The sequence below is a fragment of the Serratia sp. MF1(2023) genome (assembly GCF_030954545.1).
In the GTDB taxonomy this organism is placed as follows: domain Bacteria; phylum Pseudomonadota; class Gammaproteobacteria; order Enterobacterales; family Enterobacteriaceae; genus Serratia; species Serratia sarumanii.
In genome coordinates, this window is the sequence record NZ_JAVHUX010000020.1 from 16103 (window position 1) to 33874 (window position 17772).

The 17772-nt window shown below is 41.0% G+C and carries 21 protein-coding genes and 1 pseudogene; 18 read left to right on the forward strand and 4 right to left on the reverse strand.

The genetic code is table 11. From position 1 onward, the window contains the following. The 16 genes from REA38_RS11680 (at position 1) to REA38_RS11755 (ending at position 13352) form a co-directional block, all read left to right on the forward strand. Complete coding sequence (locus REA38_RS11680) at positions 1 to 1443, forward strand: phage tail sheath family protein (protein WP_308885909.1); 1443 nt, start codon at positions 1 to 3, stop codon at positions 1441 to 1443. A 12-nt stretch (positions 1444 to 1455) separates the two neighbouring features. After that, the gene (locus tag REA38_RS11685; protein WP_308885911.1) at positions 1456 to 1977 is read left to right on the forward strand and encodes a phage major tail tube protein; all 522 of its coding nucleotides are present in this window, start codon (positions 1456 to 1458) and stop codon (positions 1975 to 1977) included. Between the two features lie 23 nt (positions 1978 to 2000). Continuing rightward, entirely contained in the window at positions 2001 to 2321 is a 321-nt protein-coding gene (locus REA38_RS11690) for a phage tail assembly protein (protein WP_308885912.1), read from the forward strand. Positions 2322 to 2350: 29 nt separating this feature from the next. Further along, on the forward strand, positions 2351 to 2482 hold the full coding sequence (locus tag REA38_RS11695; RefSeq protein ID WP_308885913.1) for a hypothetical protein: 132 nt from the start codon (positions 2351 to 2353) through the stop codon (positions 2480 to 2482). Between the two features lie 18 nt (positions 2483 to 2500). Further along, a complete protein-coding gene (locus tag REA38_RS11700) occupies positions 2501 to 4711 on the forward strand; it encodes a hypothetical protein (protein ID WP_308885914.1) in 2211 nt (736 codons plus the stop codon). After that, positions 4711 to 4920, forward strand: a complete 210-nt coding sequence (locus REA38_RS11705; RefSeq protein WP_308885915.1) for a tail protein X — start codon at positions 4711 to 4713, stop codon at positions 4918 to 4920. Before REA38_RS11700 ends, REA38_RS11705 begins: the two co-directional genes overlap by 1 nt. Beyond that, the gene (locus REA38_RS11710) at positions 4921 to 6063 is read left to right on the forward strand and encodes a contractile injection system protein, VgrG/Pvc8 family (RefSeq protein ID WP_308885916.1); all 1143 of its coding nucleotides are present in this window, start codon (positions 4921 to 4923) and stop codon (positions 6061 to 6063) included. It abuts the gene before it with no gap. Position 6064: 1 nt separating this feature from the next. Further along, positions 6065 to 6640, forward strand: coding sequence for a phage baseplate assembly protein V (locus REA38_RS11715; protein ID WP_308885917.1), 576 nt, complete (start codon positions 6065 to 6067; stop codon positions 6638 to 6640). Positions 6641 to 6651: 11 nt separating this feature from the next. Further along, complete coding sequence (locus REA38_RS11720; RefSeq protein ID WP_308885918.1) at positions 6652 to 7242, forward strand: phage tail protein; 591 nt, start codon at positions 6652 to 6654, stop codon at positions 7240 to 7242. Between the two features lie 17 nt (positions 7243 to 7259). Continuing rightward, positions 7260 to 7589, forward strand: a complete 330-nt coding sequence (locus REA38_RS11725; protein WP_308885919.1) for a GPW/gp25 family protein — start codon at positions 7260 to 7262, stop codon at positions 7587 to 7589. Beyond that, complete coding sequence (locus REA38_RS11730) at positions 7586 to 8731, forward strand: baseplate J/gp47 family protein (protein WP_308885920.1); 1146 nt, start codon at positions 7586 to 7588, stop codon at positions 8729 to 8731. The genes REA38_RS11725 and REA38_RS11730 overlap by 4 nt, the downstream gene beginning before the upstream one ends. 2 nt (positions 8732 to 8733) lie before the next feature. Continuing rightward, complete coding sequence (locus REA38_RS11735; RefSeq protein WP_308885921.1) at positions 8734 to 9318, forward strand: phage tail protein I; 585 nt, start codon at positions 8734 to 8736, stop codon at positions 9316 to 9318. Continuing rightward, positions 9296 to 11941 carry a hypothetical protein gene (locus REA38_RS11740; RefSeq protein ID WP_308885922.1) on the forward strand — a complete coding sequence of 882 codons (2646 nt, stop codon included), beginning with the start codon at positions 9296 to 9298 and terminating at the stop codon, positions 11939 to 11941. Before REA38_RS11735 ends, REA38_RS11740 begins: the two co-directional genes overlap by 23 nt. Positions 11942 to 12092: 151 nt before the next feature. Next, on the forward strand, positions 12093 to 12341 hold the full coding sequence (locus REA38_RS11745) for an HP1 family phage holin (RefSeq protein WP_308885923.1): 249 nt from the start codon (positions 12093 to 12095) through the stop codon (positions 12339 to 12341). Then, positions 12334 to 12870: a lysozyme gene (locus tag REA38_RS11750; protein WP_308885924.1), complete on the forward strand. Its 537-nt coding sequence runs from the start codon at positions 12334 to 12336 to the stop codon at positions 12868 to 12870. Before REA38_RS11745 ends, REA38_RS11750 begins: the two co-directional genes overlap by 8 nt. Beyond that, positions 12855 to 13352 carry a lysis system i-spanin subunit Rz gene (locus REA38_RS11755; protein WP_308885925.1) on the forward strand — a complete coding sequence of 166 codons (498 nt, stop codon included), beginning with the start codon at positions 12855 to 12857 and terminating at the stop codon, positions 13350 to 13352. The genes REA38_RS11750 and REA38_RS11755 overlap by 16 nt, the downstream gene beginning before the upstream one ends. 17 nt (positions 13353 to 13369) lie before the next feature. Here REA38_RS11755 and REA38_RS11760 read toward each other — a convergent pair whose 3' ends face one another. The 3 genes and pseudogenes from REA38_RS11760 to REA38_RS11770 all read right to left on the reverse strand — a co-directional run bounded on the left by REA38_RS11760 (position 13370) and on the right by REA38_RS11770 (position 15504). Beyond that, on the reverse strand, positions 13370 to 14461 hold the full coding sequence (locus REA38_RS11760) for a site-specific integrase (protein WP_308885926.1): 1092 nt from the start codon (positions 14459 to 14461) through the stop codon (positions 13370 to 13372). Between the two features lie 156 nt (positions 14462 to 14617). Further along, positions 14618 to 14731: pseudogene (locus REA38_RS11765) on the reverse strand (exodeoxyribonuclease X); the annotation flags it as partial. Positions 14732 to 14757: 26 nt separating this feature from the next. Next, positions 14758 to 15504, reverse strand: coding sequence for a carbon-nitrogen hydrolase family protein (locus tag REA38_RS11770; protein WP_161764299.1), 747 nt, complete (start codon positions 15502 to 15504; stop codon positions 14758 to 14760). Positions 15505 to 15873: 369 nt separating this feature from the next. Between REA38_RS11770 and dksA the strand changes: the two genes are divergently transcribed. Both dksA and pip read left to right on the forward strand, forming a co-directional pair. Beyond that, positions 15874 to 16299 carry an RNA polymerase-binding protein DksA gene (dksA, locus tag REA38_RS11775; protein WP_033653830.1) on the forward strand — a complete coding sequence of 142 codons (426 nt, stop codon included), beginning with the start codon at positions 15874 to 15876 and terminating at the stop codon, positions 16297 to 16299. Positions 16300 to 16491: 192 nt separating this feature from the next. Next, the gene (gene pip, locus REA38_RS11780) at positions 16492 to 17445 is read left to right on the forward strand and encodes a prolyl aminopeptidase (protein ID WP_033646426.1); all 954 of its coding nucleotides are present in this window, start codon (positions 16492 to 16494) and stop codon (positions 17443 to 17445) included. Positions 17446 to 17476: 31 nt separating this feature from the next. Here pip and REA38_RS11785 read toward each other — a convergent pair whose 3' ends face one another. Further along, complete coding sequence (locus tag REA38_RS11785; protein ID WP_033642715.1) at positions 17477 to 17707, reverse strand: DNA polymerase III subunit theta; 231 nt, start codon at positions 17705 to 17707, stop codon at positions 17477 to 17479. Positions 17708 to 17772 lie beyond the last annotated feature (65 nt).

Here is a 17772-nt window from a genome sequence, read left to right on the forward strand (position 1 = left end):
ATGGCTTTTTTTCATGGGGTTAAATCCTCTCAAATTCCAACTTCATTAATTTCCCCAACCCAAAGCGATGCCGCTATTATGGTTGCCGTGGGATGCGCCCCAATTCATCGCCTAAGCGGCCAGGACGGCTCCGCGAAAGTAGGTAGCCTTGCACTATGCTATAACTATTCTGAGGCCGTGGCGGCTCTTGGAGTGCAGCAAACGGACGACTTTGAACAATGGGGATTATCTGAAGCGGCTTATAGTCATTTCGTATTATTCACATCATCCCCGGTAATCTTTATTAATTTGTTTGATCCTGAAAAGCATAAAACAGCCGTTTTGGATGAACAAGTTACTATTGTTGCTGGCGTTGCTCAGCTTGAATTTACTGATGTAATTCAAATTGACAGTGTTCAATTTCAAACTGAAGAAGCTGAAATTGGTGTAGATTTTTCATTGTCCAGCGCGGCCGGACAATTGCTAATCGCTAATGATGGTATGCTTCCACAAAGCGGGATTATTACGGTAAGCTATACTTATGCAAACCCTGAAAATGTTGAATCAACTGATGCTATCGGCGGGGTTGATCTTGAGACAGGATTAACTACTGGATTACAATTAATTGATCGTGTATTCCCTCAATTTCGTCTCGTTCCATCAATTATCATTGCTCCTGGGTTTAGTCAATATCCAAGTGTGGCGGCGATTATGGCAACAAAAGCCGGTAGTATTAATACTGTATTCCGTGGCATTGCATTGGCTGATTTGCCGATTGAAAACCTAACACAATATAGTGATGTTCCTGATTATAAAAATAAAAATAATTTGGTTCAAGAAGATCTATATTTGTGCTGGCCTAGAATCGTTTTTGATGATCGCGTGATGCGTATGGCTACACAAGCTGCCGGATTGATTGCCAGTACGGATACAGCTAATGATGATGTTCCATATGTTAGCCCATCAAACAAATCCCTACAAATGACAAGCGCAACAGTTGGTGATGGTGAGATCTGGCTTGATTTGGATCAGGCAAATTATCTAAATTCGAATGGCATTGCGACAGCAATTAATTTTGTCGGCGGCTGGAAGTTGTGGGGCAACCGGATGGCTTGCTATCCTGATGTTACCGACGTAAAAGATACATTTATTACAAACCGAAGAATGTTTGGGTGGTATGGTAATAATTTGATTTTGACATGGTGGCAAAAAATCGATGCAGCCACAAACCGCCGATTAATTCAAACCATTTTGAATAGCGAGCAAATTTCATTAAATAGTATGACCTCGGCGGGTTATATCCTGGGGGGTAGAATTGAATTTAATGAAGCGGAAAATAGCACAACGGATTTAATGGATGGTAAAATTACATTCCATGTATTCCTCGGAACTGCCGCACCCGCTGAACAAATTCACTTCCAATTGGAATATGATCCTGATTATCTCTCATCATTGTTTGGTTAATAGGTAATAATAATGGCTAATAAACATAACGAAGCAACAATCCTATATAATGTTTATTTGGATGGTGTAAAATTGGCAGGTACAGCTTCTGCCGATCTCCCAACCGTATCAGCATTAACAACTGAAGTTACTGGAGCGGGAATTGCTGGCGCGGTAGATATTCCAGTAATGGGGCTTTTTCAAGCAATGGCTATGACTCTTAATTTCCGCACAGTAACGCGGGATTTTAAGGATCTGATGAATCACCAAATGCACCATATTGAATTATGGGCGGCTATCCAGGTAACAGACCCAGACACTGGGTCATATAGCGTGGCGCAACATAAATTTATTACTCGCGCCATTCCCAAAAATCTAACGCCGGGTTCATTTGCTGTTGGTTCAACCCAAGATAGAACTTTAGAATATGAAGTTACTTATCTGAAAGAAACATATGCAGGTGAAGAACTTTACGAGATTGACAAGTACAACATGATTTATTCTGTTGGTGGTGTTGATCTTATGGCGGCAGCGCGTGAAGCTGCTGGTGAATAATTTATTTTTATTTAGGAATTAACATGAACGCACAGAAAAAAGATGAAACTAAAATTGCAGACATTGAGGAAGTAATTCTTAAAAAACCTTTGCTTATTGATGGCAAAGAAATTAATTCTCTAACATTGGATTTTGGCGGTTTAACTGGCAATGATATGGAAGGTGCAGAAGCTGAAGTTATTGCTAGTGGGATCAACATCACCGGCCCGCATGAAGTAAATAAAACGTATCTTCTCGCCATTGCAGCCAGGGCGTCAAAAATCAATATCAATGATTTGAGAAGCCTCAGCATTAAAGACGCCGCTACAATTACTTTGATGGTGCAGGGTTTTTTGCTAAATTAAATTATATTGATGCTATGGAAGTTCGCGTGATGGCTATAATGCTATCACGCTTTACCTATACTAGTTTGTCTTATTTTATGGAAATGCCATTAAATAAATTAGATTATTGGGTAAAGGCATCAAATATTGTTGCAACAAAAATAAAAAAAGAAGAGGGTTAAAATTTGGCCGCGTCTAGAATGATGAATTTAGTTTGGCAACTTAAAGGTAAATTAGATGGTAGTCTTCCTGGCGCAGCCAACAAAGCCGCCGCTTCAATTTCTGGAATTGGGAAAGCAGCTAAAAACGTAAATAAAAATATTAGCGGCATAACAAAGCCGCTGGGAAAATTAACAGCTTTATTAACTGGTGGTGCTTTTGCTGGTGGTATTGCTGGATTTTGGGCGCTGGCAAAAAGTAGCGCTGCCGCTCAAAATTCAATTGATAAAGCATCAAAAAGGCTTGGAATTTCAGCACAGGCATTTGGTAATTTATCATATGCAGCAAAATCAGCGGGAATTTCTCAAGAAAATTTTGAATCTTTAACTGGAAAATTAAATAAAACCATTGGTTCGGCGGTGCAAGGAACCAAATCGGCTCAGTTGGCATTTGAAAGAGCAGGGGTTTCAATAAAAAATAGTTCTGGAAAATTAAAATCTACGGATCAAATTTTGATTGAACTATCAGATAGATTTAAAAAAATGCCAGAAGGAATATATAAGGCAGATTTGGCGATGGCTTTATTTGGTCAAGCTGGCGCTGATATGGTTCCATTGCTTGAAAAAGGAAGTTCAGGAATCAATGATATTATTAAAGAAGGTGAAAGACTTGGAATTGTATTTTCTGAAACAGATAGAAAGGCAGCAAAAGAACTCAGCGCAGGATTATCAAAATTAAAAAAAGCTGGAGAAGGTGTTTCCGCATCAATTTCCCGTCAATTAATCCCCGTCTTATCACCTTTAATTTCCAGGTTTGGAGATTGGATCAACTCAAATAGAGAATTAATAAATATAAAAATATCAGAAGCCATAAATAAAATAAGCAATTCAATAAATGACTTGATCGTTTATTTACCTGTTTTAATAAATCATATTAGCAATGCATGGGGTTATATTGATGGTGTCGCGCAATCAATTGGGGGCTGGGATTCGGCAATAAAATATCTTGGTTATTCTATCGCAGGAATAAAAATTCTCCAATTTACTGCTGGGGTGTGGGCCTTTTCAAAATCAATTTATGGAGTAGGAAAGGCTTTAGCTATTGCAAGTTCAGCCGTGTTTAAATTTACAGCCGCATTATTAGCAAATCCAATTGGAATTATTGTGGCTGGAATTGCGGCTTTAGTGGCTGCTGGATATTTTTTATATAAGAATTGGGATTCAGTAACTAAAGGAATTTCTTCTACATGGGAATGGTTGTCTGATTCTATAAGTAATGCATGGAATAAGACGATTAAGGTATTAATGTCTACCTGGGAGAATGTGAAAAATTATTTTTCTGAAGCGATCTATTCAATAGTTTCTAATTTTGATGATGGTTTTATTAATGGATTGATTAAGTTATTTTCCAAATTTGATCCGCTTGGATGGGTATCAACAAAAATCAATGAAATGATAAAATATTTAACAGGTATTGATTTGGCTGATAGTGGTAAAAAAATGATATCATCTTTTGGGAATGGGTTATTAAATCATTGGAATAGAATAAAAAGTGATATTGTCGAATCCGTTACTGGCTGGCTTCCTGATTGGGTTACTGGGAAATCTTCAGATAACATTGATTTACCAAATCTTCCAGCATATGCAAATGGTGGTTTAATCACTCACCCTCAAACCGCTATAATCGGTGAAGATGGGCCTGAAATGGTAATACCTCTTACCAAACCAGCTAGAGGCCGGGAATTGCTTCAAGAAGCCGCTGGGGCATTGGGTACTAGCATTTCAAATAATGGTGATGAAGGTTCAAATGTTTATAATTCTTCAAACATCACAAATGTAACCAGGGAAATAAATTCATCAAAAGTATCAAATATCAATAATGCAGTCAAAAACATAAATTATGATCAATCCTCAAATGCAAACAATGTAATAAAAAATATTGCCAATAACAAAAACTCAAGCACAAACAATAACATAAAAAATATAACATCATCGCAAATTACAAATATGAGTAATGGCGGATTAAATATTAATGATGATTTTAAAAAATTAGTTTCTTCTTCGGATGGAAATAGTGAAGTAAATATCACAATGCCTGCGTTTTCTCCTAATGTAAACATTAATGTGACTTCTGAAAATAATGGAAAATCCATATCGGATCAAGTATCTGATGCTGTGAGAAATGAAATGAATAATTTCAGTAGACTTATGGATGAATGGATTTATCAACAAAAAAGAAAAGGGGTATTTTAATGCAATGGGAATATATAACTGAACAGGGTGATACATGGGATGTATTGGCATTAGATATTTATGGAAGTGAAAAGTTAGCACATATATTGCAATCTGCAAATCCTGATTATTTAAATTTAATTTTCTTTCCTGCTGGGATAACATTAACCGTTCCTGAAACCCCAGCATTAGAATCTAATTTACCAACTCCACCTTGGGTAACTAGTTAAATGCCAATTAGAAAAACAAAATTAAAGGTAACTTATGATGGTGTTGATATTACTGAGGATGTATCTCAGCAAATAACAAGTTTTTCTTTTGTTGAAAGATCAAAACATGGTGAATCCGATGAATTAAACATTACATTTGAAAATGCCTCAAAGCTTTGGTCTAATGGTTGGTTTCCAGATCGAGGGGCAAAACTAACAGCAAAATTAATTGTTGAGAATTGGTTTTATCCTGGGGATTCATTTGAAATAGATTGCGGTCAATTTGAAATTGATGATATATCAGATTCTGGCCCTCCTTCAATTTTTACTATCGGATCATTATCTGTAGGCATAACATCAAGCATTAGAGGTGAAGCTAATAGCCGGGCATGGGAAAATATGCGGCTATCCGTTATCATAGAACAATTAGCGGCAAAACATGGATTTAAGGTTTTTTTTGAAAGTGATTATAATCCAATATTCACAAGATTCGATCAAAAAAAACAATCTGATTTATCTTTTATTTTGAAAGTTGCAGAATATGCAGGATTACAGGTAAAATTATCTCATGGTAAATTGATAGTATATCAAGATAGTTTGTTTGATCAAAAAGATGTGTCATTAACAATAACTGATAAATATGATGGTTTAATTAGCAGAAACTTCAGGGCTTCAAGCGCTGATATATATACCGCTTGCCATGTAAAATATCTTGATTCAAAGAGTGGGAATTTATTAACTTATCAATTTGCAACAGAAGGTGACTCAGGAACACTAGAGGGAACAAGCTCAACAACTAGCACAGCACAAAAAATAGATCAAAATACTAGAATGGTAATACCCGCAACTTCAACAACAAAAAAAACAGAAAATATTTCTGCTCCACTGACTGGAAAAATATTAAAAATAAATAGAAGGGTAGAATCATTGGCAGAAGCCGAAAAATTAGCTAAATCAATGCTTAGAAATCAAAATAGAAGGGAATTAACAGGAAGTATTTCACTAATGGGAAATCCAATGTTGAGAGCGGGCATGATAATTGCTGTTAATGGATTTGGGCGTTTTGACACGGCTAGATGGGTAATTGAAGAGGTTTCTCATGAATGGAGCAAATCAAGTGGATTAAAAACAAACATTTCAATGCGTGGGGCTATGAGGTATTGATATGGATGATCTAATAAAAATTGGTCTTGTTGTATCTCATAATGTAAAAGATAAAACCGTAAGAGTTCAATTTTCAGATCTTGATGATGTTGTGTCATATGATTTGCATATGCTTTTTAGAAGAACTGGAAGGGATAAAGATGCTGGCGGGCTTCCAGATATTGGGGAAAATGTAGTATGTTTATTTTTACCTAATGGTGATGAAGTCGGGTTTGTTATTGGAAGTTATTATAATAATAAAATACAATCTCCAGATAACAGCCAAAGCAAGGTTATTCATTGGATAACTGAAAATGGCGCTGAGATATCATTAGATCGTGAATCAGGTGAATTAAAAGCAATCGGGATAACGTCAGCAATAATTGAAGCCGCTGAATCAATTGTAGCTACAGCTCCAGAAATAACAATAAATGGGAATGTGTCTATAACAGGTAATTTATCTATTTCTGGAACATCTGATTTTTCTGGAAAGGTAGATATGAAAGCTGGCGCTTCAATAGATGGAATAGAATTTTCTAGTCATACTCATGGCGGGGTTCAAACGGGTTCAGGAAGTACATTAGCACCAAATAAATAATAAGGTATATTATGGCTATTTCTGATATTCTTGGCATAAGTGCTTCAAGCCTGGCCGGAATGGCATTGGGTAATTTATCAACATTAGGTAGCATTGGGGATATTGTATTTCAAGTTAACCCATATAAAGTTAAAACTTTTGAAGCTCTTAGCCGAACTAGTGCGATTAATTTTGCCGATCATGAAGTTGCCGGGAGAAAGCCAGCCAGTGAAATGACTGGTGAAGCATTAGATGAAATAGATTTGAGGATTGTCTTAAATTCAGGTCTTGGTGTTTCTCCACGTTCTGAAGCTAATAATTTACGTTCAATAATGTCATCCGGGGAGCCACAACAATTAGTTATTGGAACATCATCATTAGGTCAATTTACAATTAGAACTATTAGTGAAGAATGGAATCATATAACCTCCGCTGGTACTGTGATGTTAATAGCTTTAGATATTCATCTTGTTGAATATGTGGCAACTGTTCCAACTCAAGCGCAACAAATAATGACGGAAGATTCAATTAGAAGAAGTGAAACAGGTAAGGGCGGGCCTGATAAATTACCCGGATCTTTTGAGGCAACAAAAACAAGAACATTAACACCGGTAAAATCATAATTAATTAGGCGTAAATAATGATTGTAATTACAAGCGATCCATTAACGGAAATAGAAATAGGTGCAACTGGATTAATTGAAATCTATCAAAATGTTCAAACAATTTTATCAACAACCAAAGGAACAGTTTTTTTAGATCGTAATTTCGGCGTTGATAGTTCTATTGTTGATTCTCCTTTGCCCGCTGCAATTTCAAAATATAGAAATCAAGTCATATCTGAAATTGAAAAAAAGGAACCTCGCGTTATAGTAGTTAGCATTGATTTTGAATCAACAAACTCAGAAGCTAGCGATGGGAAAGTGAGAACAAAAGTTAAAATAAAAATTAAAGATGGGGTTTTGTTATGAGTGATTTGGATGAATTATTTTCTTTACTTCCTGATGTTAATTTTATTGATGTTGACACTGAAGCTACAGAGCAAAACATAATTACCATTTATGAAGGATTGACTAATTCTGTTTTATATCCTGCCGATCCGGTTAGATTGTTTTTATCAACATTGGCTTCTGTTATTTCTCAACTTGAAGCGAAATTAAATAATACAGGTAAAATGAATTTACTCAGATATGCCTCAAAATCATTTCTGGATCACATTGGATCATTGGTAGGGGCATATAGAACAGAAGAAACCTATGCAAAAACGGAATTGCAATTCACATTACAAGAAACACTATCATTTTCTTTTACAATTCCTGCCGGGACTCGCGTTACTAGTGATGGATCTGTTTATTTTGCTACGGATTCAGATGCGATTATTGAAGCCAATACCTTAACAGTTATCGTTTCTGCAACTTGTTTAACTGCTGGAATTTCCGGTAATGGGCAAGTAATTGGGCAATTAATTAATCTTGTTGATCCATTGGCATATGTAATTTTTGTTACTAATACTACGAAAAGCTCTGGTGGTGCTGAAACTGAAGCAGATGAACCATATAGAGAAAGAATTGCTATTGCCCCTGGTAGTTTTAGCTCCGCTGGGCCAATTTTAGCTTATAGATATTGGGCTTTAACCGCACATGCTGATATTACCGATGTATCAGTTTTTTCTCCAGTTGCTGGAACTGTTCAGGTTGGTGTTTTGCTTTCTGGCGGGATTATCCCTGATGATGGAGGAATAGAAATAACAGCAGTTGGCAATACATTAACTGCTGAAGAACGTCGCCCTTTATGTGATACTGTAATAGTTACTCCTGCTAGGGGGGTTAATTTTGATTACACTGTTAGATGGTGGATTTTAAAATCTCAATCAAGTTATCAATCAACCATACAAGAAGGGATTGCAAAAGCCATTAAATCATATGAGGAATGGCAATCTTCAACCCAAGGGAGATCCATTAATCCAGATGTTTTGATACAGAAACTTAGAGCGGCCGGAGCCTGGCGAGTTGAAATTACTGGCTTAACACATACAAACCTTGAAGAAGATCAAGTAGCTCAATTTTCAGAAAATCCAAATAGGATTATTTATGCTGGCCAGGAGGAGCGATAAACATGCCTGGTATTGAATTAAATTCAATTTCATTTGTTGATTTATTACCTAATAGCATCAATAAAGATAAAAAAATAATTGCAGCGGCAAAAGCATTGGATGAAAGATTTTCTTTTCTTCATACATCCATTGACTTTGTGCTATTATGGGCACGAATAGATAATATGGATGAAAATCTATTAAATACCCTTGCTTGGCAATTAGCATTGCTTGAGGAACCAGCCTGGGCGCTTGCTGAATCATTAATTGCAAAACGTGCAGTAATTAGAGGCGCGTTAGAATTACATCGCAGGAAAGGAACTCCCGCATCCATTCGTGAAATAATTAGACTTCTTGGATTTGGTGAGGTTGAGCTAATTGAAGGAACGGAAAACGAATGGGCTGAATATGATGTGAAATTAAAATCAGCAATTACAAATGAACAGGGCGATACACTATCTAGAGCATTAAAAAATTTCGCTCCTGCGCGTTGTCATTTACATGAATTAACATATGAAGCTGTTCCCATTCGTTATAATGGACAAGCATTTTATAATGGGAACTATAACCACGGGAGTTATGCGGGTGAGCAATTTACCAGAAAATGAAGGTTGGATTGATGGGATTTATCAATTAGAAACAACTGATCCTGTATTGGGTGGGCCTGATGGAATATCAAACCGCCAGGCAACACAATTAGCTTCCCGAACGGTTTATTTAAAAAGCGAAGTAGGAAAAAAACTTCCTTTAACTGGCGGTGAATTAACAGGCGGCGTAACAATTAATGGGCAATCTAAAGTTGTTGGTGAATTTGATATTCAAGCTGCTGTAGGTGTTAATATATCAACTTTGAGATTTATTTCTAGAGATGGAACAAACGGGCCAGTAATTTATAAAGATGATAATAACAGGCTTAATTTCCGCGTTGATGGTGCCGTTACTACTGGTGTAGTGGCACATCTTTCAGCAAATGGGGCTTTTTATACTCAATCTCTTAGCTTAGGTTCTGCATTACCAATTGCTTCAGGCGGCACTGGTGGCGCTACTGCTGCTGCTGCGCGTTCAAATCTTGGAATGGGAACAGCTGAATCAAAAAATAATTCCAAATTATTAAATAATGCTACCGGGGAAAGATATTTTAAAATAGCCACATTAACAAATTTTTTCCAGGGAGGGTATACAGCAAATATTACCATCTCTGGTGGTAGTGGATTTAATGGAACTACAAAACAAAACGCATATGATGTTATCGTTTTAAGAACTGGTAACGGACAAATTGCCCAGGGATTAAATGGGAGAATTGGCGGCAGTGTATTTAAGCACCGACAAAAAGAAATAGGTGTTACTGATTTATATATTATTGAAAGTGCGGCAAATACATTTGATGTTTATATTAAAACAGTGTCTTTTTCTTCGCGATGGATGATTTATGTATCAGCCCCGGAGTCTGTAACTATAAATGATTCAATATCAGAAATTGATTCTGAACCAGTATCTGTAATGGATGCTGAAATTGTTCAAATGTATTCTAATGTTATTCCACCGAGCGCGGAAGATGTAGGGGCGCTTTCATTAACTGGTGGTACAGTAAACGGAACTGTCGGATTAAATAAAATTAAATTCCCTGAGGTTCGGGCCGACAATTCTTCTGATGACATTTCAAGAGAGCCAGCATTTGATATTAGATATACGGATACTAACTCCATTGGATATCCTGCATCACTTGGTCTGTTAATTAGTGCCGGGCTTAGCGATACAAGAAAGATTCAATTTTTTGGTGAATCAAGTGAATATGGAAATGCTAAATTATTTTTCCGTTCACTTAGATTGGGAAACTCCGCAACACTAGATTGGTATAAAGTTTATACGGAGAGCAGCCCACCAACAGCGGCAGAAGTTGGAGCATTGCCAATTAGCGGCGGCACTATAAATGGTGAAGTTGGCGTAAATAATATTGTCTTTCCTCTTGTAGCCGCCCCAAACGCAAGCGAAGGGGTTAATAGAGCAAATGGATTTAAAATTGAATCTTATTCAGGTACAAGCCAAACAGGGTATCCGTCAAACGATGGTTCATTAATTTCATTTACAGTTGCCCCAACTAGAAATGTTCAATTTGCTATTCAATCTGGATATCCTAGCATTTTTTCGTATCGTTCAATTAGAAATGACGATGCAACACAAACCAGTAGCTGGATTGGTATTTATACAACAAACAATAAACCAACCCCTTCAGAAATTGGTGCTTTACCAATTTCTGGTGGAGAAACAACAGGGCAAGTAACAGTAGCCACTGAATTAAGAGTTAAGGGCCGTTCATCTGATAATACTGCTGTAATGAGACTTTTACAGAATGATGGCACAAATAGAGGGTTAATTTATAATAATGCTGATGCATTATCATTTCGTGCTGATATCGGTACTGATATTGGTACTGCATTAGATTTATCTAATAATGGCGATTTATCCATAAATGGTAATAAATTACATATTGTTGGGTATAATGCTGGATTGGAAATTGGGCGCGTAGCAACACCTTCAAGCCCTTACATTGATTTTCATTCAAGCGGGCAAACACTTGATTATGATGTTCGGATAATTGCTGCTGGTGGTGGCGGTAGTGATGGGGCTGGATCACTAACTATTTCAGCTGCCGCCGGAACGGCATTTAATGGTTCTGTTTATACCAATACTGATATTGAGGCACAAATAAATATTACAGCGCATGGTTCTATACATGCTGATAATTATATCACAGCAAATGCGGCGATTCATGCCGATGCTGATATATCATCGAATGGGGCTATTTGGGATCAAAGCGGCAGGGTTTATAGTCCTGGTAATTGCCCATTCCCAATAGGGAATATTCAATTATTTGGGAATGATACTGATCCAAGAAACACCTGGCCCGGAACTGACTGGCAGGATTTGAACGGTACAGGTTATGATGGGCGCGTTCTTAGCCTTGGTTATGATGCACTTGGTATTGGCGGTAATAACTCTGTATATATTGGAGCGCATAATTTACCTGATCACTCTCACCAGGGCGGAATGAATGGGCCTGGGGCTGCTTGGGGTCATACTTATACAGGTACGGACAATCAAGGAGAACATCAGCGAAATTTAACCGTAGGTACATTTACTGATTCAAATGGAAATGAATTTGTCAGAAATGATCCATTAGATATTACTAACGCATATGTTCATGTTCGTGCTTGGATGCGAGTTTCTTAAAAAAACAGAAAGCCCCTTATGGGGCTTTTTTTATAATAATATTTATTCAATTAAAATTCATATAATTTTTAATGATATCATAATTAATTTACACCCATATTAAATGAATGTACTATATATTAAATTAATTTCTAATCATCAGGTATGAAGAATGGAAAGAATTGCCACATGGGTTTCTTATATATGGTCTTCAATTATGAGTTTGCTTGGTCTTTTATCACTTAATGAATATGCTGTTTTAGTTGGTATAGCAACAGGCTTGGGAACTTATTTCACTAATAGGTATTATAGAAAAAAGGATGAGGAAAGAAAAATAGAGCGGCAAGAATGGGATAGAAAAATGTTTCAAATTGATTATGAACTAAAAAAACAACAAAGAAATAGGGGAATAAATGAATAAAAAAATAACTTGTTCTGTAATGGCTATTATTGCAATGGTTCTTACTATGGCTAGTAGCATGACAAGCAATAATGGAAACCCTTTAAGATTCTCTCAAAAAGCAATGGAAGTTATGGGCAATGCTGAAGGTTGTCGCCGCGATCCTTATCTATGCCCCGCGGGAGTTATAACGCAAGGGATTGGGCATACTGGATCAGGGGTAAAATCAGGATTACAAGAAGCGAGCAATGAACAAATTGCCATCTGGTTTGCTTTGGATCAGATGGAGGCGCAAAACTGCATTGAACGTAATGTAGAACGTAAGATCGGGAAAGAACTTCCCCAAGGTGTTTTTGATGGGGTTGGGAGTTTTGTTTTCAATGTTGGTTGTTCAAAATTTCTTAGTTCAACAATGTATAAAAATCTAATTGATGAAAAATTCACTGAGGCATGTAATTGGTTGCCAAAATGGATTTATGCTAATGGAATTAAATTAGAAGGGTTGGTTAAACGCCGCCAAGAGGAAAGGGCGTTATGCTTAACTTTTTAAAGTTTTTTATCTTAATATCAATTATCGCCATTACTTATAATACTGGTAAAGCATCAGGCGAAGCCTCAGCAAACAATGAACACAACAAGGCCAAATTAGCGGCCTCTAAGGCCCATAGAGAGGCCGAGCTATCAAGCCAGGCTAGGATATATGATTTAGAGAATAAGCTAGCTATGGCGGCTTCTGGGGCCGATTTGGCCTATATGAATGGAAGGGAAGAAGGGAAGAATGAAACAAATCGTCTTGTTAATGATTTGCGGGCTGGCAATCTCAGGTTGTCAGCGCGTATCAAAACCTCCAGTATCTGCCCATCAGGTGAGAATGCCAGAAGTTTCAGCGGAAATAATGAAACCACGGAAGCCGAATTTTCAACAAAGGATAGTGAATTTCTTCTCAATATCGGAGGAGAAGCAGACGAAGTAGTAAAGCAATTAACGGCATGTCAAGATGTTTTATCATCAGAAAGACAAAAACAGTTATAGGGGCTTTCGCCCCTTTTTTATTTATTATTTTTGTTTTGCAAAGTCTCAAACTTTTCATGCAATGATTTTGGGTAAAGTTCTGTATATACTTGCCAAAGCAAATTTAAATTACGATGCCCTGTAACCTGGGCAACTTCTTCAATACTAAATCCAGCCTCAAAAAGTCGGCTTGCTCCTTCCCTTCTCATATCATGATATCTAAGATCGTCAATTTCTAGTTTTGTGCGCATTTTTGAAAAAGTCACACTTATTGTCCTTGAATTATACGGGAAAATCCGATCCGATACTTTCGGTTGTCTATTTAAAATATTCCATGCCTCACCAAGTAAAGGAACATGCATATGATTCCCTTTCTTTTTGCGAGGATCTTTGCGATCACGAACAATTACCGATTTTTGTTTTTCATCTACATCACACCAAAGAATTCGGCAAATTTCTCCAATTCTCATACATGTAAGTATCGAAAAATTAAAAATTTCAATATATGGTATTGTTGATCTAATACTGCTTTCTTTTCTTTTTAATTCTTTTGTTATTAATGCTATTTCTTCGGAGGCCGGGCGGCGGCTTCTCCTTTGTGATTTCCCTATCAATTCCATCTGTTTCAATAATGGACGTGCAATTTTAATAGGGTTATCCGTGTAATCAATCCCATAAATAGGATTTGCTGATTCTAAAACGGTATTCAGATAGCTGATATCATGTGAAACAGTTGCCGGACTAATCCCTGTTGAAATGCGATACCGACAATGATCAACAACATGATTTGATTTTAATTCAGATAATTTATGTGCAGCCAGATCACTTTTTATTAGCCTGGTAAGAATATCAATCTTATCCTTTCCTGATTTCCCCCCAGCATTTGGATCTGTTAAATATTTTTGTATCAATTCGGCTACAGTAATTTTTGATGCTTCACCGGCATTTGGTATGCCGTTTGTATCAATTTCAACAACACGGCTAACGCCCCATTTTTTTGCGTGTGCGTGTTTGCTGAATGTTCTATTCTCGCGATACACATATTTTCCATTCTTTTTTACACCAACAGTGCAACGATAACGGGGTGTACCGTCAGCCCTCAATCTTGTCTCTATACTGTAGTATGCCATGCTTGAACATCTCCAGGGGGTGCTGTTAGGGGTGCTGGGAATTGAAACATACATAATAATGGGCAAGAATGCATCAAATTATTGGTTTTTAACAATTGTTCATGCGGCGTGGTAGCTGGGTTTACATGGGTTTACTGTAATTATATACAACCCGATTACCGGGTCGCTCATCGGGTTGGTCAATTGACCGTCGAGCAGATCGAGGGAGGCCACTTCCACCACGCCGCCGTCCAGCCCACAGGTCTCGGTATCTATTACGCGTAACGTCATGCTTTCCTCCGCGTTGCCGTCAGGCCTCAGCTTAACCGGCGCAGGCGGCCGTGCCAACCGTCGGAAGTCTTGTCGGCGATGATCAGCCCAGGAGCGTCATCCGGCGCGGCAACCAGGAGCTCTCCCGTGTTATCCCAGATGGCGCTGCGGCCTGCCGGGATCCAGCCACCGGTCGGTGCCGCATGGTTGGCCATCAGCGTGACCATGCCATAACGTCGGGCATAGCCTGCCAGCGCGGCGCTGTCTTTCGCGTAGCCGGCTTCAGATACCAACACGCCAGCGGCATAAATGTGCGCACCCGCCAGCGCGGCGGCGCTTGCGTGGCCGGGCTCCGAAGTATCGGCACAGATAGCCAGTGCGATGTTGTGGTGATGGAGTTCCAGCAACGAGCCGCCCTCACCGGGCGAGAAGTATTGCTGTTCCGCGCCGTGCAGATGCTGTTTGGTATAGCTACTCAATGCGCCGTTGGGGCGAAAGATTAAGGCGGCGATATGCAATGCCGTGCCACTGCGCAAAGGCGCGCCGACGATGATTGTCATCTGCCGCGATTGTGCCGCCGCACTGAGTGGTTGCAGACGGGGATCGCCCAACGTGAGCGCCAGTTCGGCAGCATCGGTCAACTCATAGCCGCTTAGCGACAGTTCGGGAAACACCAACAGTTGTACCTGCTGATCTGCTGCCTGCGCAACGAATTCAAGGTGACGTTCAAGGTTGCAGGCGATATTGGCCGCCGCAGCGGGGTATTGGGCGGCGGCAAGGGTGAGGCAGGACATCGGCCATCTCTCCTGTGAGGCAATAAAAAACCCGCCTTGGCGGGTTTAATGACGGATGGAAGGGCGCTTACTCACCAGACGGATGCGCTTTTTTGGCGCGTTTCTCCGCACGTTTCTCAGCTGGGGTTTTCAACGGCTTCTTCTTCGCATTCTTTTTGCTATCCATTCCCTTACTCATGATGGCCTCTCGTTACCTATGATTGGGTGGCTTGCTCAGCCATTAACCGCCTAAAGCCAAGAGGATGCAAGCGGCAAAGTGCAGGTTTAGGTTAACTGGCTGTTTGTGCATGAAATTTTGTTTTTGGATGACCGGGTGCTAAAAATAAATATTATGTTATAATGTTACACTTTTGGTGTTGGGAGAGCGCAATGACAGTCATGACGTTACCGGATGCGCAGCAACTGCTGGCCATGCCGGATTCTGATTATATGAACTCGGTTCAACGGGCGTTTTTCCGCCAGCTGCTGCAAGATGAGCGGCAAAAGCTGCTGCTGCACATCGATGAGCTGAAAAAAGAGATCGACGGCGGCGAAGCGACGGGCGATGAAGCCGACAAGGCGGCGCGCGAAGAGGATCTGCGCCTGCTGTTCCGCCAGTTGGATCGCGAAAGCCGCCTGCTGCCGAAAATCGATGCGGCGCTGGCAAGGTTGCAGAACGGCGAGTACGGCTACTGCCGGGAAACCGGCGAACCTATCGGGCTGGCGCGCCTGCTGCTGCGCCCGACGGCGGAACTGAGCATCGAGGCGAAAACCGCACAGGAGATGCGCGAGCCGCATATGCGCAAAGGTGGCTAACTGAGTTCCCGGGGGGCGAATGCGCCCCTCAACCGATAGGGCCTGTGGGCATTTTGCAGGCAGGTCGTTGTGATTTTGAGCAAACGCGCGCCGAGTTCTCGGCGCGCGTTCGAGTTTTCGGGTTTTACCGTTGACCTGCCGGGCGGGTTCCGCTTTGATGAAAGCATGACTCACAGAGAGACGGAAAGCGCCATGGAACAATTACGAGGTTTGTACCCGCCGTTAGCGGCATACGACAGCGGTTGGCTGGACACTGGGGATGGCCACCGGATCTACTGGGAGCTGAGCGGCAACCCGAACGGTAAGCCGGCGGTCTTCATTCACGGTGGGCCGGGCGGCGGCATTTCTCCGCATCATCGCCAGTTGTTCGATCCCGAACGCTACAAGGTGCTGCTGTTCGATCAGCGCGGCTGTGGCCGCTCCCGTCCGCACGCCAGCCTGGACAACAACACCACCTGGCATTTGGTGGCCGATATCGAGCGGCTGCGCGAAATGGCCGGCGTCGATCAATGGCTGGTGTTTGGCGGTTCCTGGGGGTCGACGCTGGCGCTCGCCTATGCGCAGACCCACCCGGAGCGCGTCAGTGAAATGGTGCTGCGCGGCATCTTCACCCTGCGCAAGCAGGAGCTGCATTGGTATTACCAGGACGGCGCGTCACGCTTCTTCCCGGACAAATGGGAGCGCGTGCTGTCCATTCTGTCGGATGAAGAGCGTAAAGATGTGATCGCCGCCTACCGGCAGCGGCTGACCTCGGCCGATCCGCAGGTGCAACTTGAAGCGGCCAAGCTGTGGAGCGTGTGGGAAGGGGAGACGGTCACGCTGTTGCCGAGCCGCGAATCCGCTTCGTTCGGCGAGGATGATTTCGCGCTGGCGTTCGCCCGGATTGAAAACCACTATTTCACCCATCTGGGCTTCCTGGAGAGCGATGACCAGCTGCTGCGCAACGTGCCGCTGATCCGCCATATCCCGGCAGTGATCGTCCACGGCCGCTATGATATGGCCTGCCAGGTGCAGAACGCCTGGGATCTGGCCAAGGCCTGGCCGGAAGCGGAATTGCATATCGTGGAAGGGGCGGGGCATTCGTATGACGAGCCGGGCATCTTGCACCAGCTGATGATCGCCACCGACCGGTTCGCCGGCAAGTGACACAAAAAACCCGCCGTAACGGCGGGTTTTGTTATTTGGCCTTCGGCTCGTACGGCAGGCGCGAAAACTTGTGGGATTCCGCGCGGTAGTGCGCCACACGCTCGCGAAAATAGTCGCGCAGCGGTTCCGGCTGCTCGCGCTCCACCACTTCCGGGATCACCGGCATGTTGTAGCGCTCTTTGTACGCCACGCCAGAGGCGGCGAGATCCACGTTCACCCTGTCCATCTCTTCTTTGGACAGCTCGGCCAGATTATAACCCACGCTATGCTCCTTACTTACTTTGCCGTATTGAACCTGCGCAGAAGGTAATCCACCCGGCGACGCTT